This window comes from Desulfovibrio fairfieldensis, from assembly GCF_001553605.1.
Taxonomy (GTDB): Bacteria; Desulfobacterota; Desulfovibrionia; order Desulfovibrionales; family Desulfovibrionaceae; genus Desulfovibrio; species Desulfovibrio fairfieldensis.
In genome coordinates, this window is sequence record NZ_CP014229.1 from 1,686,521 (window position 1) to 1,705,376 (window position 18,856).

The 18,856-nt window shown below is 61.9% G+C and carries 13 protein-coding genes; 4 read left to right on the top strand and 9 right to left on the bottom strand.

The annotated features are described in order from the left end of the window. Nucleotides 1-24: 24 nt before the first annotated feature. From AXF13_RS07200 to AXF13_RS07210, 3 genes are read right to left on the bottom strand one after another with little or no spacing between them, the layout of a single operon-like run. The gene (locus AXF13_RS07200; RefSeq protein WP_223299998.1) at nt 25-1,032 is read right to left on the bottom strand and encodes a hypothetical protein; all 1,008 of its coding nucleotides are present in this window, start codon (nt 1,030-1,032) and stop codon (nt 25-27) included. Nucleotides 1,033-1,065: 33 nt separating this feature from the next. After that, on the bottom strand, nt 1,066-3,213 hold the full coding sequence (locus tag AXF13_RS07205) for an HD domain-containing phosphohydrolase (protein WP_062252229.1): 2,148 nt from the start codon (nt 3,211-3,213) through the stop codon (nt 1,066-1,068). Between the two features lie 11 nt (nt 3,214-3,224). Further along, nucleotides 3,225-4,100: a transglutaminase-like cysteine peptidase gene (locus AXF13_RS07210; RefSeq protein WP_223299999.1), complete on the bottom strand. Its 876-nt coding sequence runs from the start codon at nt 4,098-4,100 to the stop codon at nt 3,225-3,227. Nucleotides 4,101-4,551: 451 nt separating this feature from the next. On the opposite strand from AXF13_RS07210, the gene AXF13_RS07215 reads away from it, so the two are divergent. From AXF13_RS07215 to AXF13_RS07225, 3 genes are all read left to right on the top strand, one after another. Then, nucleotides 4,552-4,908 (top strand): pyrimidine dimer DNA glycosylase/endonuclease V, encoded by a 357-nt coding sequence (locus AXF13_RS07215; RefSeq protein WP_062252230.1) that lies wholly within the window; start codon nt 4,552-4,554, stop codon nt 4,906-4,908. A gap of 588 nt (nt 4,909-5,496) precedes the next feature. Next, nucleotides 5,497-5,859, top strand: coding sequence for a prenylated flavin chaperone LpdD (lpdD, locus tag AXF13_RS07220; RefSeq protein WP_062252231.1), 363 nt, complete (start codon nt 5,497-5,499; stop codon nt 5,857-5,859). Further along, entirely contained in the window at nt 5,853-6,059 is a 207-nt protein-coding gene (locus AXF13_RS07225) for a hypothetical protein (protein ID WP_020990531.1), read from the top strand. The genes lpdD and AXF13_RS07225 overlap by 7 nt, the downstream gene beginning before the upstream one ends. Nucleotides 6,060-6,363: 304 nt before the next feature. Here the strand turns inward: AXF13_RS07225 and bioA are convergent, their stop codons facing one another. From bioA to AXF13_RS07255, 6 genes are all read right to left on the bottom strand, one after another. Next, a complete protein-coding gene (gene bioA / locus AXF13_RS07230) occupies nt 6,364-8,472 on the bottom strand; it encodes an adenosylmethionine--8-amino-7-oxononanoate transaminase (RefSeq protein WP_062252232.1) in 2,109 nt (702 codons plus the stop codon). Next, nucleotides 8,465-9,406 (bottom strand): biotin synthase BioB, encoded by a 942-nt coding sequence (gene bioB / locus AXF13_RS07235; RefSeq protein ID WP_062252233.1) that lies wholly within the window; start codon nt 9,404-9,406, stop codon nt 8,465-8,467. The genes bioA and bioB overlap by 8 nt, the downstream gene beginning before the upstream one ends. 267 nt (nt 9,407-9,673) lie before the next feature. Beyond that, entirely contained in the window at nt 9,674-10,072 is a 399-nt protein-coding gene (locus tag AXF13_RS07240) for a Ros/MucR family transcriptional regulator (RefSeq protein WP_008683753.1), read from the bottom strand. Between the two features lie 197 nt (nt 10,073-10,269). Next, a complete protein-coding gene (locus AXF13_RS07245; RefSeq protein ID WP_009301501.1) occupies nt 10,270-11,016 on the bottom strand; it encodes a DUF4851 domain-containing protein in 747 nt (248 codons plus the stop codon). Between the two features lie 387 nt (nt 11,017-11,403). Further along, nucleotides 11,404-14,799 (bottom strand): tetratricopeptide repeat protein, encoded by a 3,396-nt coding sequence (locus AXF13_RS07250; protein ID WP_062252234.1) that lies wholly within the window; start codon nt 14,797-14,799, stop codon nt 11,404-11,406. Nucleotides 14,800-14,924: 125 nt separating this feature from the next. Then, the gene (locus AXF13_RS07255; RefSeq protein ID WP_062252235.1) at nt 14,925-16,031 is read right to left on the bottom strand and encodes a sigma-54 interaction domain-containing protein; all 1,107 of its coding nucleotides are present in this window, start codon (nt 16,029-16,031) and stop codon (nt 14,925-14,927) included. A gap of 218 nt (nt 16,032-16,249) precedes the next feature. On the opposite strand from AXF13_RS07255, the gene hrpB reads away from it, so the two are divergent. Further along, nucleotides 16,250-18,808 (top strand): ATP-dependent helicase HrpB, encoded by a 2,559-nt coding sequence (gene hrpB / locus AXF13_RS07260; RefSeq protein ID WP_223300000.1) that lies wholly within the window; start codon nt 16,250-16,252, stop codon nt 18,806-18,808. Nucleotides 18,809-18,856: the final 48 nt, after the last annotated feature.

Below are 18,856 nucleotides of genomic sequence, written 5' to 3' on the forward strand. Positions count from 1 at the left end.
AGCAGACAGCCCGGAGACAGCAGCCTATTCAACTTCAGCTTGACTGAGAAAAGCCTCTCCGCTTTGTTCCGTCAGCCATTGGAGATACTGAGGATATTGGCGTTGCAGCAACCCCAAGGCATTTGACTCGGCCAGCGCATAGCGCCGGGGGGTTTTATTGCCCGTGCCCACCCAGTGCTTCAGATACCGCGTAAGCTCGAAATGCCGGGCGCGCAAACCCAGCGCGTGCATGTCTCTGAACCAGGCCACGCCCGTATCAAGATTTTCCGTGCCGCAACGGCGAAATGCTCCCGGCGTGAATGCCGGGCCCTGTGGCGTGCAGAACGGGCGCGTCTTTTCCAGATCCAGCAGGCAGGCCCATTCGCTGACCCGGCATTCCGGCAGGGGCCAGGGCTGGGCGTCGAACATGCCCGCGAATCCCTCATCATAAGGCCTCACAAAAATGCCACGCTGTCGCGCCAGAGCATAAAGACGGCACAAGGCTTCATAATCCGGCCGGAACTCCGTATAGTGCAACGGGCCGCATGCGCCACAGCCCATAATTTCGCGCGTGAGTTCCTCACGCCGTGCCGGACAGTTCCAACATTGCCCCACTGCCCCCAGAGCGAAGGCGTCGCCCATTTCCCGCAGCATGTCGCCCAGAATATCGCGCAGCACCAGTACGTCGTTGTGCATCAGAAAAAGCTTGCGGCTCCGGCTCTGCTCAAAGGCATATTGATAACGGATGCCCAGCCGGTAGTCCGGATCGTCAAGCCGGGCGGGATCGACAGCTTCGCGTGCCAGCCAGAAATTCGGCTGGAATACCTCACAGCGCTCGTCCAACTCCTCTCGCAGATACCGGGCAATATAATACGGGCTGATGGCATCGTATCGCGAACCATACGGCTCAAACTGCAGCCAGATCACCCCCACATGCTCCCCACTGTGCTTGAGCAGCGACAGCAGCGAGAGTGCGGTCTGAAACGGTTTGGCGAAAATATTGACCGCCACGTCCACCGTTTCAGCGCCCTCGGAAAGGGGTACGGGAGGCATTTGCCTGTCATTCATAACGGCTTGCGCTCGCCTCTAATGCCGTGCGGGATCGATTTGCGACTCGCTCCTTTCATCCACCGGCCCGCCGCTTTCCTGCCCATCATCCGCCACAGGCGCTTCAATGGCCCGTTGCACGGCATCCGTCGGCAATAGTGCCAGCGCCGCCACCACAGCGGGATCAAAGCCGGGATCCTGGGAAAGCAGACGCACCGCCTCATCCGGGCTCATGCCCGCCCGGTAGGAACGCGCGCTGACCATGGCGCAGAAAGCGTTGACCACCGCCAGAATACGGGCATTGGCCACGATTTCCTCGCCCTTGAGGTGCCGGGGCTGGCCCGTGCCGTCCACGCGTTCACCCATCTGATAAACGGCTTCGGGCACCGGCAGGCCGAATTGCAGATCGTGCAGTGCTTTGTAGGCATATTCCGGTGCGCGCAGGACTTCCTGCTGTTCCTCGGGTGTGAGCTTGCCTTTCTTGGTCAGAAGATGATGCGGCACAAAGATCTTGCCCACCTGAGAGAGCCGCGCGGCCAAGCGCAGGGTTTCCCTGTCCTTGTCCGGCAGCCCCATGCTGGCGGACAATAATCCCGAAACTCGCTCCATTTTTTGCGAATGGCCGATCAGATTCACGTCCACGCTTTCAATGGCCCGTACCAGGGCGGCAATGCTGTTGGCCTGACGTTCGCGCGCGGCCTCGGCCCGACGGCGGAATTCCGTGATATCCTGGAAAATTCCCACGCAGCCGCCCTTGACCTTTGCCCCGTCTTCCTGATTGTCCTCAAAGGGAAAAAGCGTCACGCGGTAGAGGCGCGCGCCGTCAGGCCGGTCCAGAGAAATTTCAATGCTGTCCATCCGGCCGCTGCCGCTCACGCGCTCCATACCTTGGAGTAAATCAGATGCGGCCTTTTGCGGCAGCACGTCTGCCAGGGCCGCGTTAGCCATGTCCTCTTCGTTTCGGGCAGCGATCTGGCAAAATGCCGGATTGCAGACCTGCACACGGCCCTGGCCGTCCACCAGCAAGAGCCCGGCCTGCAGCGAGGCATTGATGCTGTCCAGCATCAGCTTCTGCTGGCGAATCACCGTATACAGATGCTGGAAATGGCGGGCCGTGGCCCGGTGCGACCGGCTGACCATGCTGGCCCAGACAAAAGCCAGCAACAGGGCGACACCCAGACTTCCCAGCACGCCCAGGCCGTAAATCTGGGTGGCCTGTCCTTCCAGTTGGGAATCCACCAGAGAGGCGGGCACCTCCACGACCAAGCACCAGTCCAGGTCTGTGAGTTTGGCGCCCAGAGAGTAGACTTCTCCACCGCCTGCCAGGGCGTTGCGACGCATAAAGGGCAGATTCAAGTCATTTCCCGGCTGAAAGGCGGCCGGTACAAGGACGGCTTTGCCGTCACGCAACAGCACAACCTCCAGGCCTTCGGGGCCCCGATCCCAAATGCGCGGCTGGAAATCCTCATGCTGCTCCGGGCTCTGGGTCAGAAAACCGATCATGGCTTTTTCCACGGGCACGGTGAGCAGCAGAAAGGCCACAGGTTTGGGGTCGCCCTCGCCCAGCACCTCATACAGCGGATCAACCATGTCCATGACCAGACCATCGCCCAGATTGCGCACAGGGCCGAAAGCCAGGGCCCTGGCCGTATCGGCGCGGCGCACCAGCGCGATCTGCGCCGGGCTGAGAGATGCGGCCTGTGCCGGGGCCACCAGTGAAGTCCCGTCCGGAGCCACCACGCGGGCGGCCGTCCAGCCCCTGCGGCGCACGAAATCCTGCAGGATATCCTGCATATAGGAGAGCTGCTCGGCCATGGAGCGCAGGGCCTCATCTTCGCTCCGGGCCACATCGGAAGCGGAGAGCCGGGCCAGCCTATCAGGCCCCAGGCCGCGCACATCCGCGGCGAACAGGCGGAACATTTCCGCCGAACTGATGAAACGCGCCTGCTCCACAAGTTTGTTGCGCCAGGCGCGGACGGATTCCAGAGATTTGTCCACCCAGGCCTGCTGGATGTCGCGCTGTTTGCTCAGAATCTCCTGGGTGGTGTACTTGAGCTGGAAATTGCAGAGCACAAAGGCCACGGCTGCCACCAGCACAAAAAGCAACAGGCCCACACTCACCACGACGGTCTTTTTCATGCGGTACTGCCTGGCTACGGCCTGCGCGTTCATTTCCTGCATTTCCATATCAGTTCACCTTATTTCAGCTTGCGGCCTTTGAGATGCGCCCAGCGCCCGAATTCATTGACCGAATATTGCGGGCTGTAGTGGCTGAAGCGCGTATGGGACAAAACGGCGTTGCTCAGGCTGTCGAGCACATAGGCGTCGTTGTTCATATACACCACCAGCACGGCATGGGCCATATTGCGGATCGTATCGCGCACCACCACTATACGCATTGTTTCGGGCGGAATGCCCAATTCCTTAAGCGTAAAATATTTGATGATCGAATAATCTTCGCAGTCGCCGGATTTCTTCAGAAATTCCGCAGGGATCTCCCAATAATCTTCCTGGCCCCAATTGTCTATGTCCTCACGATACGGCCAGGTGTTCCAGAAAGAATTGACGTAGCGCAGAAGATCCATGGCATTTTTACCCTTGGCTTTCTCCTTGAACTGCGCCCAGGTCACCTTCTTGTTGAAATGTTTTTCCGGCAGAAAAATGGGATCAGCCTGATTGCGCTTGAGCAGGTCCAGCCAGGCGGGCAGCGATGAAAGCGGCCGCTTGAATTCTACCGTGCCGAACAGTTTGATTTTCGACGCGGCAGATGCGGAAGACGCGGCCGGAGGTTCCGCAGCTGCCGCGGAAGGCAGATCGTCCTTTTCGGGCAGAACAGCGGGCGGCGCCCCCACCGTATCGGCGGAAACGGGTCGTCGGGCTTGTGCGGGAGAATATCCGTCACTATCGGGGGAGGTGGAATCTGGAGGGCTCTGAACGACCCGGGCAGCGGCATCGGGAGGCGGCGTCTCTGACGGCGCGACGTCCGGCATTCCGTCGGGCAAGGAGGCAGATTCATCTTTGGGGAGCGACGGCGGCACGACGCTGAAGGCGGACTCGTCCACCTGATCCAGCACCTTGGGACGCTCCGAAACAGCGCTGTCGCCGCCCGGAACAACTCCAGACGCGATATCCGCGGCAAAGCCGTAAGCGCCCGCTGCCAGCAGAAAGCACACAACGGCCACGGCCAGGGCAAAAGCCCCGCCGCGCCGTTTCAACGGCTTGTCAGACTGGAAAAATATGGGCATGCGCGCCGCCCGCTCCTGCTGGAACACGTGAGCCTGAAACAGACGGCCGCCAAGCCGCCTCGGCCTTGGGAACTACAAGGAAAAACCGCAATATTTTTCCCATATGAAACCGAAGATTATCGTTCTTTTATATATACGTTGCCCGCTGCGCCTTGTCCAGACGGGGAAAACCTCAGGCCTTTCAGCCGGTCAATACGAATGACTTGGCAAGCGGCCTTAAATGCTTACAAACAATATAACAGCCCATAACGGCTCAATAACGTGAACAAGGAGACCGACGATGCGGATGTGGCTGGTGCCGCCGTCACACATGTGCCGGAAGCACCTTTTGGGAGAACATGTGGAACTGCACATGCTTCTCGGCACCCTGAAAAAAGGGCAATCCATCACCGGCTTTCTGTCTGGCGGCTTGGTCGACCCGTGCCGGATGTACAAACGACATGGCGAACTGGTCCGGGAAATGGAGCGACGAGGCTATACGCACAACTCGCCGCTGACGGAAGAAGAATGTACCGAGGCGCTCCGGGATTATGACTGCTCCACGGCGCACATCGACATAAATGCCAATGCGCTGGAGTTGCGGCGGCGCTGCCGGGAGTGTGCCCGCCTGGTCCCGCCTGAGGCGGTTCAATCGTGAGAGGACCCGTGAAAAACAGTAAAGGAATCGGGCTGTTCCTCCAATGCCCTGCCGCTCGCCCTGTGGGTCCTCTTTTGAAGGATATTTCATCTGTGGCAGATCACCGGGCATAGTTCCGGCGTATCAACTGAACAATCAGGGCAGACGCATCTAAAAAGTCTTTATTCCCCGGTAGATCGGGGAACGAACAAAAAAAGCGAAGCCATCTTTGCTCCGCCGGAGCGAAGCGCAGGCGGATGGCTGGTGCCGGGAGAATCCTAAAAAATAAGATTTTTGCGCGCTGGCAAGAAAAATGGCACTTTTTGCGCGGAAACCGACCGGAAGGCGGCCCAAAGGGCCGTGCCCGTTGGCGAGCCGGGCGAGCCTTACGGGCATCGAGAGCAGAGCTGTACTCAAGTACATGAGCAGCAAAAAGCGCCAAGTGACGCAGCCAGCGCACAAAAGGCTGGTTTTGACGGATCATCACGGCAGATAAGGGGCCTGCAAGGGCTGGAATTAGATGCGTCTGCCCTGACTGAACAATTTCTCCGGCTTGCCATAACAACCATTCTGCCCCATCCTGCCAAAAGATCGCCTGAAGGAGCGGATATGCGTTTTTGTCTGCGGCGGGGACGGCTGAAACTGGAATTGCGCGTCCAGCATCTGGGACGCGATCTCCAGATAATTCTGAGCGGCGGCGCGGCGCACTTGGGAGCAGTTGCTCTGGCCGTGCCGGACAAGGCCTCTGAAACAGCTTTATTTGTTCTGCCCGGCCATAGGGAGGATCAACTGGCCCGACGCATGGCCCGGCGTATGGCCGACGCTTTAAAGTGCGTTGTCTGCGTGAGCGCGGGCATCCATTACAACGACATCAGCAGGGAAGAAATCGCCGCAGTGGAAGACATGGCCGACGCTCTGACCGAGCGCTGCCTGGTCGACTTGGCGGCGAAACAAAAGGATGCAACATGTTGACAGTCAACGATCTGGAAGAATTGGAAACCTACATGCGTTCCGGCGAACTGGAAGCGGATTTCAAGGACGGTTGCGAGAACGACCGTTTTTATCTGCTGGAACTGCTGGAAAAACTCATGGACGTGGCTGAGTTGGCCGACGCCACAGCCACGCGGCTCATCTTCCGGGGCCTGCCGGTGCCGCCGCCTCCCGCCGAATAACAGTCGTCTGGAACAGTTAGCACTTGAAATGCTCGTTTACGGCGAGAAAAGGCCGCCTACTCGCATTTCGCGACAAGGATTTGTCTGCACCCTGCGCCGCAACGGTCGGCGCGGGAGCTTTTGCCGCAGGCGAATTTGTGAGCTGTACGGATAAAGACAGCAACGCAGCTACGGACGGCGACAGCAATTAGTTACGTGGACAGACAGCCAAGGAAACTACTGTCTCTGTCCGTTAGCAGGCAGAGCCTGCTAACGGCTACCGCGCAGAGCAGTCGGCGCGTTTCATGCGTGAACGGCCCTAACTTCATGCGCAATGCACGCCCCGGCGCAGAGCCGTCTCCACAGCCGCGCAGAGCCGGGCGACATCCTCAATCGGGCTCACATAGGGCGGCATGAGGTAAATAAGGCGGTTGAACGGTCTGATCCAGACGCCCTGCTCCACAAAGCAATTCTGGAGGGCCGCCGTATTCACGGGCTGCTTCGTTTCCACCACGCCGATGCCGCCCAGCACCCGCACATCCTCCACGCCGGGCACGCGGCGGCAGGGTTCCAGTCCCCGGCGCATGGCTGTTTCCAGCCCGGCCACCTGCGCCTGCCAACGGTTTTCATCCAAAATGTCCAAGGCGGCCCCGGCCACGGCGCAGGCCAGGGCATTGGCCATAAAGGTGGGCCCGTGCATAAAGACCCGGCCTTCCCGGCAGATGCCTTGCGCGACTTCCCCTGTGCAGGCCGTGGCCGCCAGGGTGAGCATGCCGCCGGTCAGGGCCTTGCCGCAGCAAAGAATATCCGGCGTGATTCCGGCCCATTCAGCGGCGAAAAATCTGCCGGTGCGGCCGAAGCCCGTGGCGATCTCGTCAAAAATCAGCAGCACGCCGGCCTTACGGCAGAGGTCCGCCAAAGCTCGCAGATAGTCCGGGTGGTAAAACCACATACCGCCCGCGCCCTGCACCACGGGCTCCAGAATCACGGCCGCAATTTCTTCGCCGTGCCGTTCCAGCTGACAGCGGGCGTCGTCCAGACAGGCCGGATCAAAAGGCGCGTCAAAACGGCAGGACGGCCGTTCCATGAAGATCTGTTGCGGCAACAGGCCCGCAAACAGGCTGTGCATGCCCGTAACCGGGTCACAGACCGACATGGCCCCCAGAGTGTCGCCGTGATAACCGCCGCGCGGTGTCAGGAAACGCGTACGCCGAGTCTCTCCCCTGCCCTGCTGATATTGAAGGGCCATCTTCAGGGCCACTTCCACTGCCACGGAACCGGAATCGGCAAAAAAAACACGCTCCAGGCCTTGGGGCATGCGGCGCAGCAGGCGTTCGGCCAGATCCACCGCCGGAACATGCGTCAACCCGCCGAACATCACGTGCGGCATGCTTCCGGCCTGGGCCCGCAGCGCCGCCAGCAGCCGGGGATGATTGTAGCCATGCGCCGCCGCCCACCAGGAGGACATGCCGTCGATCAATTCCCGCCCATCGGCCAGGACAATGCGATTGCCGTGGCTGCGCCGAACCGCGCAAAGGGGCGGCAGATGCACGGCCGAGGCATAGGGATGCCAGACAGCGCCGTGGTCGCGTTCCACCAAATCCGAAACCTGCGGACCGCGCCCTTGCTCCGCCAGACGGCGCAACTTTTCCGCCAGAGGGGCCAGACCAGAGGCCAGGATTTGCCAACCCGCGCCGTCCAATCGTTCCAGACGGGGCAGTTCCAGCACGGGCGCGCCGCAACCGGCCTGAGCCAGCCTCGTGCGCAGAATTTGGGGATTGTCAGCCAGAATACAGGCTTCGTCGTCATCCGGCGCATCCGCGGCAGCGGGACACGTGGGAATCAGGGCCAGGGCACATAGCGACAGCCCCTTGTCGCGCAGAGAGGCCAGGGAAAGCAAGCTATGATTCAGCGCTCCCAGTCCGTTGCCGCCCACCAGCAGCACAGGCAGATCCAGGGCGGACATCAGATCCAGCATGTCCTCGCGCTCATTGAGCGGCACGCACAGGCCGCCCGCGCCTTCCAGCAGCAGGATATCCGCCGCTCCGTCCAGGCTTTCCCAATGATTCAGGATGGTCCGGGCCAGACCCGCCACATCCAGGCGCGCGCCCTCACGCGCGGCAGCCAAATGGGGCGAGGCAGGCAGGGAAAAACAACGCAGCACCGCCGCCGGAGCCAGCCCCGGCGGGGGCGGCAGATCGGCCACAGCCGCCGCGTACACCGGCGCGTCGGCTTGGGACGCGGCATATTCCTCCCCGGCGCGCACACCGGTCTGCACAGGCTTTACAGCCTGGGCCGCCACGCCCGCCAGGCGCAGAGCCCGCAACAGGGCCGCCGTGACAACGGTTTTGCCCACATCCGTCCCGGTGCCGCTGACAAAAACGGCGCACAAAGGGCGACGGACCGCATCCCGTCCGGATTCCGCATCACGCATCACCGCCCGCCTCCAGGCCCTGAGCCGCGATCATGGCCAAATCCTCTTCAATGCCCTGCCCGTGGGTGGTGAGATAATCGCCGGTCATCAGGGCATTGGCTCCGGCGGCGAAAATTTCATGCTGTCGTGCCCCCAGCGTCGTGGGCCGCCCTCCGCAGATCCGTAGCGTGGCTTCAGGCAGAATATGGCGGAACAAGGCAATGATCCGCAGGGCCTCGTCAGCGGAGAGCGGCTGCTGACCGGCCAAAGGCGTTTCCGGATGGGGATGCAGAAAATTCATGGGCACATTGCGTACGCCCAGGGCCTTGAGACTGAAAGCAAAGGCAATGCGCTCTTCCCAGCTCTCACCCAGGCCGAACAGGCCGCCGGTACAGGCTGTCAGACCGGCGCGCATGGCGTGGGCCACAGTGTCTCGACGCTGTTCCCAGGTCTGAGTGGTGCAGACGCGCGGGTAATGGCCTTGTGCCGTTTCCAGATTGTGGTGATAGCGCGTGAGCCCGGCCTGGGCCAATTGTTCGAGCTGGGCCGAGTTCAGCCGTCCCAGCGAGGCGCAGACGCGGGGCCGCACATTGTCAGGCAAGGCGGCCAGCACGGCGCGCAGTCGCGCCAGCTCCGCTTCGCTGAGCGCGGCACCGCTGGTGACGATGCCGATATGGTTTACGGGCAGAGCGGCCAATTCCAGAATGCGTTCCCGAAGCGTTTCGTCCGGTAAAAGATCGAAAACAGCTATGGGCGTGTGATTGTGCCGACTCTGGGAACAGAAGCGGCAGTCCATGGCGCAGTTGCCGCTGCGGGCGTTGATGATGGCGCAAAGATCCACCCTGCGCCCGAAGACCGCCTCGCGCAAACGCCCGGCCTGTTCGAAAAGCCGGGCAGCGGGCAAAGACAAAAGAGCCTGGGCCTGGGCGGGCGTTGCCGCCGGAAACATATTCATCGTACCAACCTTCGGAATTCATGAAAGTGCTCTCTCCGGCGCATGCCGGAGAGAGCATGGGGACCTTGAAATTCTTGCCGCGAAATGCGCGTCGGTGGGCTTTGCTCGCCGGAAACGAGCATTTTACGTAGTAAATACTCTAAAAAGAAAGCCGCGCCGCTGTTTGCTCACACGCGGCACAAAAAAAGGCACTTCGGCATACGCGCCTGCATCCGGCGCAACAGCGGATATGGAAAAGCCCGCCATACAGCGGGCTTTTTTTCCGTTTTATTTAACTTTACGCCGCTTTTCCCACAGCTTCATATCTTTCATCTTTTTGCGACGCTCGCGTTGCAGGGCTTTGCAAACAAGAGGCGCATCTTTCTTGAAGCCCCACTTTTCCCTGTACTCGGCGGTATCCATGCCGTGGCTGGCCAGATGCCGTTTGGTCAGGATCTTAAAGCTCTTTCCACATTCAAGGCAGGTAACGGATTTTTCTTTTACCGACTTGCGGGCTTCCTGAGCCATTTCCGCGCTGTCCAGCTCCACAGGAGCTTCGCCTTCGGCCACCGCACGGATGCCCATCGCCACCTTCTGAATAAAGGCCGCGATTTCCTCTTCAGTCATGATCCGTACACCGGCCTGCGCACGGGTTATTTCCAGCGCTTCTTTTAAATAATCGTCCATTACCTAACCCCTTCTTGGTATGTCTTCTGTTTTCAGCGCGACGCACGGTGCCTTAAAATGCAGAGCCGTGCCCCAGGACAGCTTTAGCCCCCACATACTATATGGTTTTTTACCCATACACACAGTTTTCCAACACGTCAATTGTATTGTGCTCTGTTGGGGTTGCTACAGCCATTTTTCATCCATTCAGAAGCGGATCAATTGGCGTTAAAAAAATCATACTTTGACACGGTGCCCAGGAAATTTTCATCCATGTACTGCCATTGCACGCCCTGGGCATAGCCCTGGCGCAGTTGGGAAAGGTCGGAGGGCACGGGCCCCACGCTGAACGTTTCCCGAGCCCGTTGCTCAAAGGCTCTGAGCGTATCGGCGGCACCCAGAGGCAAGGCCGAAAGAGATTCAATACCGGCGGGAAGCGGTTCACGATATTCCATAATGATTTTGTCGTCATTGAAATTATAGCGGGCCGCAAAGCCCCGCGCCAGCCAGCGCACGGGCTGTCCTGTCGTCGTCTTGTCGGCCACCAGAGCCCCGAAGGGGTCATGGCCGTTATCCACAATATAGGTGCAGGCCTGATATCCCACGCCGTCGAAAACCTCCACGCCTTCATCCACGCTGAACGGGCGGCGCATGATGCCGTCCCAGTACCAGCCCTGCGGCACTTCGGCCTGGGCCACCACAGCCATGGGGCTGATGTCGCCGGTTCCGTAAACGGCAAGCCAGACCCGAATGGGCAGACCGCCCATCATGCCGCTCCAGGTCAGATTGACCGAGCCCTGCCCTGCCGTGAGCAGCGGCATATTTTTAGCCTCCAAGGAAATAGCCGGGCGGGTTGTGGAAACATACGCTGAACCCAGCATGCCGCGTTGTTGTGCGGCATTACAGCCGGTCATCAGCAACACCAGAGCCGCCACACAGAAAAGACGCATGTGTTTTATCGCCATTGCGCAATGCTCCTCAAGATCGGCGTTCCACCGTTAATCCGGCCGGACGCCGGGTAACTGTTTCTTGTTCACTACAAACATATGCCAAGGCCCGGCGACTGGCAATCAGTATTATGAGAACAGTGGAACGGATGGCCGGATGCGGCCGAAAGAATGCCATTACGACGGCAGAAAAGAAAGGAAGCGCGGGAATCGGAGGATTTCAGAGTAAATTGCCCCGGCGGCCGCGAAGACAGCCGCCCGACGCGAGCGTCAGCCGTTGGCGGTTATGCCGCCTTATGGATGGCGACAGCAGAGATAGGTACAAGCGTAATGTACATGCGCCGGCCTGCCGGAGGGATCAGTTTCAACCTTTTGAGGTGTTACAATCTCAAAAGGTAACCTGCTCTATTGTTGTGCTGGCTGTTGCGCTTGGGAGGGCTGTTGTTGCGGCGCAGGGGTGCCCCCGGGCATGTAGTTCTGCAGATCGCGCGAAACCTCAAAAGTACGCAGTTCGGCGGCCGCGGCCTTGGCGAAGGGGGAGTCGGGGAAACGTCGGGCAAGGTCCTCCAGCAGGGCCTGGGCGCGGCTGGAATTGCCCAGTTTGCGGTAAAGGCGCGCCTCCCGGAAGCGCAGACCCGGATATTCCGACGAATTTTCCGGCACAAAATCATTGTAACGGTTCACCCATTGCAGGGCCTCGGGGATGCGGTTGCCCACCTCGCAAATATCCATCAGCGCGGCCACCGCTTCCTTAATACGTTGCGGATCGGCCTTGTCGGAGCGCTCATCCTGCAGCTGGGTGAACAGGTCAATAACCTTGCGGTTGAGCTCGTAGGAGCTTTTGATATCCTTGCGGTTTTCCGCGTCACGGGCCAGAAAATAGGTGGCATAGGCCCGCTGGTAGAGCGGAATATCGGGACGCGCCGCCAATTGTTGCCACATGGCCAACGCCGGTCCGGTCAGATTCAGATTCTGAGCGGAGAGAGCCAGTGCGTAATCCAGTTGCTTGCGCAACTGGGGCTTCATATCCCAGGTGGAAACCAGCTTGCCCAGGTCCAGAACCTTGTCCCAAGCCCCGGCCTTGAGATAACGGTTGAAAAATTCCGTAAAGGCCGCTTCGCCGTACTGCGGGTCCATGGGAGACTTCAAAAACTCTCCCAGCAGCTCAAAGGCCTTCTGCTCATTGCCGCGCTCCAGCCAACCCTGGGCCAGGGCGTAGCGCAAACGCGGGTCTGGCGCGCCGTAGCGCTCACGCACCAGGGGAAAGCCGTTCCACAGGATCAGAATACGGCCGTAATTCTGCTCGGCCAGGGAATTGGCCAGTTCCTTCTGAAAAGCCCGCCAGATGATTTCACGGGCCTGGGGCACGTCGGGATGTTCGGGGTAGCCGTCGATGAAATCCGCCGCTTTGCCCATGGCCTCGGTATACTGTTTGTCCCAGTACAGCCACATGGCCTGCTTGAGCCGGGCCAGCACGGCGTCCGGGGCTGTTTTGGAGGATTCGGCCAGCGCCGCGTAGGTCTGCCACAGCGGCGGCTCCCCACCCTTGGCGAAGACCTTGCTCATTTCCTCATAAGTGATGGGCGATTCGTAAATACCCTTTTCCGCAAGACGCAGCCGGGCCGTGGAGGCTGCGGGCGAGGCTGCGAAGCGGCGCTCCAGCTCGTGATAAATAAAGTCAGCGGCGGTGGCATTGCCCTGGCGCAGATAGGTGTCGCCCATCTTAAGCAGAATCGAGTCGTTGCCCTGGCGGCCGGGCTCCAGGTTGATGTAGAGCCAATAGAGATCCAGCGCCGTGTCGATCCTTTGCAGGGTCTCATCATTACCGGCCTGCAACAGCAGGAAGGAGGGCTCGCCAATATAGTAGCGCGGCCAGCGCTTGCTGATGAAATCCAGAATGATCTGGGCCTTGTCGGGTTTTTTCTGATTGAAAAACGCCTGTGCCAAGCCCACGGAGGCGGCCTGCAATTGGGAAGATTCGGGATATTTGTCCAGCACTATGGAAAAGGACTGCTCCGCTTCGGCATTGAGCTTCCGCTTGAGCTGCGCCTGCCCCAGGGCCGTGAAGCCCTGCGCCACACCGGGATAATCAGGATAACGCCGGAGCAGGGCCACAATATAGCCGCCCGCGTCCACCAGATTGCCCACATTGACGTTGGCAAGACCCAGACGCAGCAGGGCATCGGGTACGCGGGGCGAACGCAGGTCGGCGTTCATGGCTTCGTTGGTGGAAGAAACAATAGCCTCATAACCCGCCAGAGGGTTATCGGCATAGCGCGCCCAGAGGCAGTCGCTGATATAATAGAGCACCTTTTCCCGCATTTCAGGCGTGATGTCGGTCAGCGCGCGGATTTTCTCCAGCTGCGGCAGGGCTTCGTCAAATTTGTTCTCGCTGATCAGGCGTTCGGCCTCGGCCAGCATTTTATCGGGCTCCGGCGGCTTGGGCACAGGATTGCCCTGCTCATCCACGTAGATGACTTCCCGGGGCTTTTCCGCAGCCGCGTCTTTTTTCTCGTCCTTGTTTTCGCCCACAGACAGGCCCACGGCCCTCTTGTTCACCGCGCCGGAAGCCTCCGGCCCTTTATCCTGTACCAAAGGCGCGTCCGGGGCTTTTTCCCGGCTCTCCCGCGAAACAGTGTTCTGCGGAACTGGCGCATCCTGTCCGTCCTGACCGATTTGGGCGTCCTGGGGGGTCTGCGCTTCGGGGGTGGCAGCCACGGCATCGTCCGCAGCCTTCCGCTCCACAACGGGGGCGGAGGACGTTTCAGAGGCAACGGGTGGCGCGGTCTCACCGCTTTCTTGCGCGGGAGCCCCAGGCGCGGCAGTGGGTTGCGCCGCCTCAACGTTCTGCGTCGGAGCCGCGTTACCGTCGGCCCCGCCGGGACGGGCTTCTGTCCTGTTTTCATTATTTCCGGCGGATGCGGAGGCGCTCTTACCGGGTTCCGGCAATGTAGCCGTGGAGAGGCCGCCGGCTTCGGGCCAGTCTTCCGGGCCGCCGGTATTGACCTTGCCGAGCAGATCCTGGCGGGAGAGCATCATCCCCCTGTCGCCCAACTCTTTGGGGCCGTTGTTTTCCGGAACCTCAGCGGCATAGGCCGGTGCGGACCAGAAGCCTCCGCTTTCGGCCCCGGACGGGGAAAAATCCGGTATGGATCGCTGCTCAACCGCAACAGGCGAGGCCAAAGGCGTCGGCACATCCAGATCCGCCAGCCGGGAATACGGCAAAGCGCGTAATCCGCTCAACTGGCGGCGCAAAAGATCAGAAGGAATCTGCCCGACCGGAAGAATTACCGTGTTCCCGGCGTTCGCCAAGCCTGCGGAAAGCCGCGCCCGCGTGTCGACCGGGGCCGCGACCGGAGCGGCGGCCTGGGCAGGCGTATTCGTCGGATCCCCCGCAGCCGGGGCGGCAAAGAATTCCATAGCCACCCTGTCAGGCGCGGGGCGGGTCAGCACGTAATTGACGACGCGCGGGGAAAGGCGGATGCGCAGCCGCCCGTTGTCGAGCGCCAGAGCTTGCAGCAACGCGCCGGGCTCAGGGGCAACCCCGGCCTGACGCAAAGAATGGGCCGGGCTGTTCAGCAGCAGCTCCAGATCCACAGCGCCGGTGCGCGTCACGCTGCGGGCCTGGCCGGGGCTGTCCAGCACCAGGATCAGCCGTCCGGCATCCGCGCCGGGCAGCCATTGCCAGAGCATGGCCCACGCCTGCTCCGGCCGGAGCAGGCACACGCCCAACAGCAGGCAAAGCCACGGCAAAAAGCGGCGGAACGCACCCTGCACAACGGCGCTATGAGACCGGGACATTCCGGCGCTCGGGATTCTATTCACTGGCTATGGCAGTAAAATATGACGGATCAGACATCCGTCCCGTTTTATGCAAAAGATATGCCTGCGCATGGCGGAAAAGAAGCTCTTTCGCGCCATCGACATCAGGGATTGCGCTTTTTGAGCTTTTCAATGAGGGTGGTGCGCTTGATGCCCAGATATTCCGCGGCCTGGTTCTTCACGCCCTCGGCCCGGCTCAGCGCCTCGTCGATCAGGCGGCTTTCCACGGCGTCCAGAAAATCCTTGAGATTCAGCCCACGGGTTTCCAACACGCCCAGATCCGGCCAGACAAATTCCCCGGATCGGGCCGGTACGTGCCCGGGCTCCGCAGGGAGCGGCGCGCCCGGCAGCGATTGCGTGGACGTAGCAAGTTGCGGTGATGAGGCGGCATCCTCGGGCGCGCCCTGCTCTTCCACTTCCGGCAGAGCCGACACATCGCCCACCTGGTCCAGGATCTTGCGCGGCAGGTCCGAGGGCTGCACCACCGCGCCGTCCACCAGGATGCTCAGGCGCTCCATAAAATTTTCCAGCTCGCGCACATTGCCGGGCCAGGCATAAGCCGCCAGAACGCGGCGGGTATCCGGCGCGAGGGCCAGAGTCGGGCGGCATTTCTTACGGCAGAAATGATCCAGAAAATGCCGCGCGAGCAGCAATACGTCGCCGCCGCGCTCGCGCAGGGGAGGCAGATGCAGGGGGATCACGTTCAGACGGTAATAAAGGTCCTCTCGGAAGTGCCCGGCCTCCACTTCGGCTTCCAGGTCACGGTTGGTGGCCGCCACAATGCGCACATCCACCTTTTTGCAACCGCTGCCGCCCACGCGTTCGATTTCCTTTTCCTGGAGCACGCGCAGAATCTTCACCTGAAGACTCAGCTCCATCTCGCCGATTTCATCCAGAAAAATGGTGCCCCCGTCAGCCAGTTCAAAGCGGCCCGGCCTGGAGCGGATGGCATGGGTGAAGGCGCCCTTTTCATGCCCGAAAAGTTCGCTTTCCAGCAATTCCTTGGGGATGGCCCCGCAATTGATGGGCACAAAGGGCTTGTCGGCGCGGCGGCTGTTGGCGTGCAGGGCGCGCACCAGCAATTCCTTGCCTGTTCCGGATTCGCCGGTTACAAGCACAGTACTGTCCGTGGGGGCCACTTTGCCGAGAATTTTGAAGACTTCGGCCAGCGTGGTGCTTTGGCCGATAATGCCGCTTGTATTTAGCTCCATGGTCTCTTCCCCGCGTTACAGAGCTTTTCAGGTGTCAATACACTGACGCGCGCTGAATTGCCAGTGAAAAAAACAGGATGCCGATTTGTTTTGCCGCACCGGCGCAACTTTTTTACACATCGCCCATGAGCCAGATACCTTCCGCACCCACCCCGCCCGCTTCGCAAGAGCCATCCCGCCGTTCTTGTCCGCCCCGCCCTCCCTGGCCCCCCTGTCCCGTGGACGAACTGCGCCCCGAGCTGCTGCGCCTCCTGGGGAGCGGCGGCAGCCTGGTGCTCAGCGCCCCGCCCGGCGCGGGCAAGAGCAGCCGCGTGCCCCTCTGGCTGCTGGGCGCGCCCTGGCTGGCAGGCCGCAAGATTTTGCTGCTGGAGCCGCGCCGCGTGGCCGCACGGGCTCTGGGCCGCTACATGGCCCGCCTGCTCGGCGAGGAACCGGGGCACACCGTGGGCTGGCGCATGCGCGAGGAAAGCCTCATCGGCCCGGACACCCGCATTGAAGTCATTACCGAGGGCGTGCTGATCCGCCTGTTGCAGGCCGACCCGGAACTGCCCGAGGCAGCCTGCGTGATTTTCGACGAATTCCACGAGCGCTCGCTCCAGGCCGATCTGGGCCTGGCCCTCTGCCTGGAAAGCCGGGCCGCCCTGCGCCCCGACCTGCGCCTGCTGGTCATGTCCGCCACGCTGGACGTGCAGGCCGTGGCTCGGCTGCTGGGAAATTGTCCCGGCCTGAGCTGTGCAGGGCGCAGCTTTCCGGTGGAAACGCGGCGGCAGCCCTTGCGCGGCATGGGCACGCCCTTTGGCCCCGAACTCTGGCGGCATACAGCGGCGGTAATCCTGCAACTGCTGCGTGAGGAACCCGGCAGCCTGCTGGCCTTTCTGCCCGGTGCGGGCGAAATCCGGCAGGTGGCAGCCCTGCTGGAAAGCCGTTTGCCGCCGGACGCGCGTCTCTGCCCGCTGTACGGCAATCTCTCCGCCCGCGAACAGGACGCGGCCATTGCTCCGGCCCGGCCCGGCACGCGCAAGGTGGTGCTGGCCACAGCCATTGCCGAAACATCCCTGACCATTGAAGGCGTGCGCCTAGTGGTGGACGCGGGCCTGGCGCGCAGCGCGCGTTTTGATCCCTCCTGCGGCCTCAGCCGCCTGGTCACCGACCGTGTCTCCCTGGCCGGAGCGGCCCAGCGCGCGGGGCGGGCCGGGCGTACGGAACCGGGCATCTGCTGCCGCCTCTGGGCCAAAGAAGAGGAAAACGGCATGCGCCCGCAGATCCGGCCCGAAGTTCTGGATGCCGATCTGAGCGGCCTGCTGCTGCAGCTGGCGGTCTGGGGAACAGGAGGACCGGACGGAGTGTCCTCCCTGGCCTGGCTGGATCAGCCGCCCGCCGCCGGGCTGGCCGTGGCCCGGCAGACCCTGTGTGATCTGGGCGCGCTGGACAACCAGGGCCGCGCCACCGCCCTAGGCCGGAACATGGCCGCGCTGCCCGCAAGCCCGCGCCTGGCCCGGTTGCTGCTCCACGGCAAAGAACGCGGGCACGGGGCCCTGGCCTGCTGTCTGGCCGCTCTCCTGGAAGAGCGCGACCCGCTGCCGCGCGCGGGCCGGGAAGGCAACGGCGAAACAAGCAGCGATCTGGCCTGCCGCCTGGACTGGCTTTGCCGGGGCCGCGACGTGCCGGAAAAGACGCGCCCGCGCCGCTGGGCCCGGCGTTTGGCCGGTCTGCTAAACGTCCGGCAAGAAATTTTCGAGACCGCCCTGGCGGATCAGGACGCCGTGGGGCCGCTGCTGGCCCTGGCCTGGCCCGAATGGCTGGCCCAGCGTCTTCCCGTCCCCCAGCCCGGACAAGCCGGGGGACAAGCCATGGCTTCATTTCTGCTGCGTTCCGGCCGGGCCGCGCAATTGCCCGTGAGCGACGCCCTGGCCCGTTGCGAATTTCTGGCCGTGGCCGCCGTATCCGGCAACGGTTCGCGCGGGCGCATCCGTCTGGCCGCTCAGCTCAACCGCCAGCAACTGGAAGAACTCTTCGGCTCGCAGATCAGCACCGAGGACAGCGTCAGCGTTTCGGACGACGGTGCGGTACTGGCCCGCCGCCGTCAAACTCTGGGCAGTCTGCTGCTGCGAGACGAACCGCTGCCCCGCCCCGACGCCGGGACGTGCGCCGAGGCCTTGTGTGAATTCATACGCCAAGGCGGCCCGCAGATATTGGCCCGTCTGCCCTGGAACGACGAAATCCGCCAATGGCGGGCGCGGGTAAGTCTGCTGCACGAGTTGGACGGCGACCCCTGGCCGGATCTGAGCGATGCCGCCCTGCTGGGGCACCCTGAAACCTGGCTGGCTCCCTACCTTATGGACTGCGCCGCGCTGCGCCGGTTAACGTCCGGCCGCCTGCTGGAGGCCCTGCGGGCGCAATTGCCCTATGCTCTGGCCCGGCGGCTGGAGCAGGAAGCTCCCGACAGCTGGCAGGTGCCCTCGGGCGCAATGCGGCCCATTGTTTACGGAGAGGAAGGCGGCCCCTGGCTGGCCGCCAAACTGCAAGAGCTTTTCGGCTGTGAGGAAAGCCCGCGCATCGCGCGCGGCCGGATCGCCCTGACCTTGCGGCTGAACTCCCCGGCGGGGCGGCCCCTGCAGGTTACGCGTGATCTGGCCCATTTCTGGCGTAACGGCTACCAGGCCGTGCGCGCGGAAATGCGGGGCCGCTACCCCAAACATCCCTGGCCGGAAGATCCGCTCACGGCCACGGCCACGGCCCTGACCAAGAAAAAACTGGCTGCCGAAAACAAAGCCTGAGGGGCAAGGGACAGCCCTCACAGGAGGAGCCGCCCATAGCCCCCAGGC

What these genes read in the sequence shown, in the direction of transcription:
- AXF13_RS07200 (WP_223299998.1), bottom strand. Translation starts at nt 1,032, where the DNA reads ATGCCTCCCGTACCCCTTTCCGAGGGCGCTGAAACGGTGGACGTGGCG.
- AXF13_RS07205 (WP_062252229.1), bottom strand. Translation starts at nt 3,213, where the DNA reads ATGGAAATGCAGGAAATGAACGCGCAGGCCGTAGCCAGGCAGTACCGC.
- AXF13_RS07215 (WP_062252230.1), top strand. Translation starts at nt 4,552, where the DNA reads ATGCGGATGTGGCTGGTGCCGCCGTCACACATGTGCCGGAAGCACCTT.
- lpdD (WP_062252231.1), top strand. Translation starts at nt 5,497, where the DNA reads ATGCGTTTTTGTCTGCGGCGGGGACGGCTGAAACTGGAATTGCGCGTC.
- AXF13_RS07225 (WP_020990531.1), top strand. Translation starts at nt 5,853, where the DNA reads ATGTTGACAGTCAACGATCTGGAAGAATTGGAAACCTACATGCGTTCC.
- bioA (WP_062252232.1), bottom strand. Translation starts at nt 8,472, where the DNA reads ATGCGTGATGCGGAATCCGGACGGGATGCGGTCCGTCGCCCTTTGTGC.
- bioB (WP_062252233.1), bottom strand. Translation starts at nt 9,406, where the DNA reads ATGAATATGTTTCCGGCGGCAACGCCCGCCCAGGCCCAGGCTCTTTTG.
- AXF13_RS07240 (WP_008683753.1), bottom strand. Translation starts at nt 10,072, where the DNA reads ATGGACGATTATTTAAAAGAAGCGCTGGAAATAACCCGTGCGCAGGCC.
- AXF13_RS07245 (WP_009301501.1), bottom strand. Translation starts at nt 11,016, where the DNA reads ATGGCGATAAAACACATGCGTCTTTTCTGTGTGGCGGCTCTGGTGTTG.
- AXF13_RS07250 (WP_062252234.1), bottom strand. Translation starts at nt 14,799, where the DNA reads ATGTCCCGGTCTCATAGCGCCGTTGTGCAGGGTGCGTTCCGCCGCTTT.
- AXF13_RS07255 (WP_062252235.1), bottom strand. Translation starts at nt 16,031, where the DNA reads ATGGAGCTAAATACAAGCGGCATTATCGGCCAAAGCACCACGCTGGCC.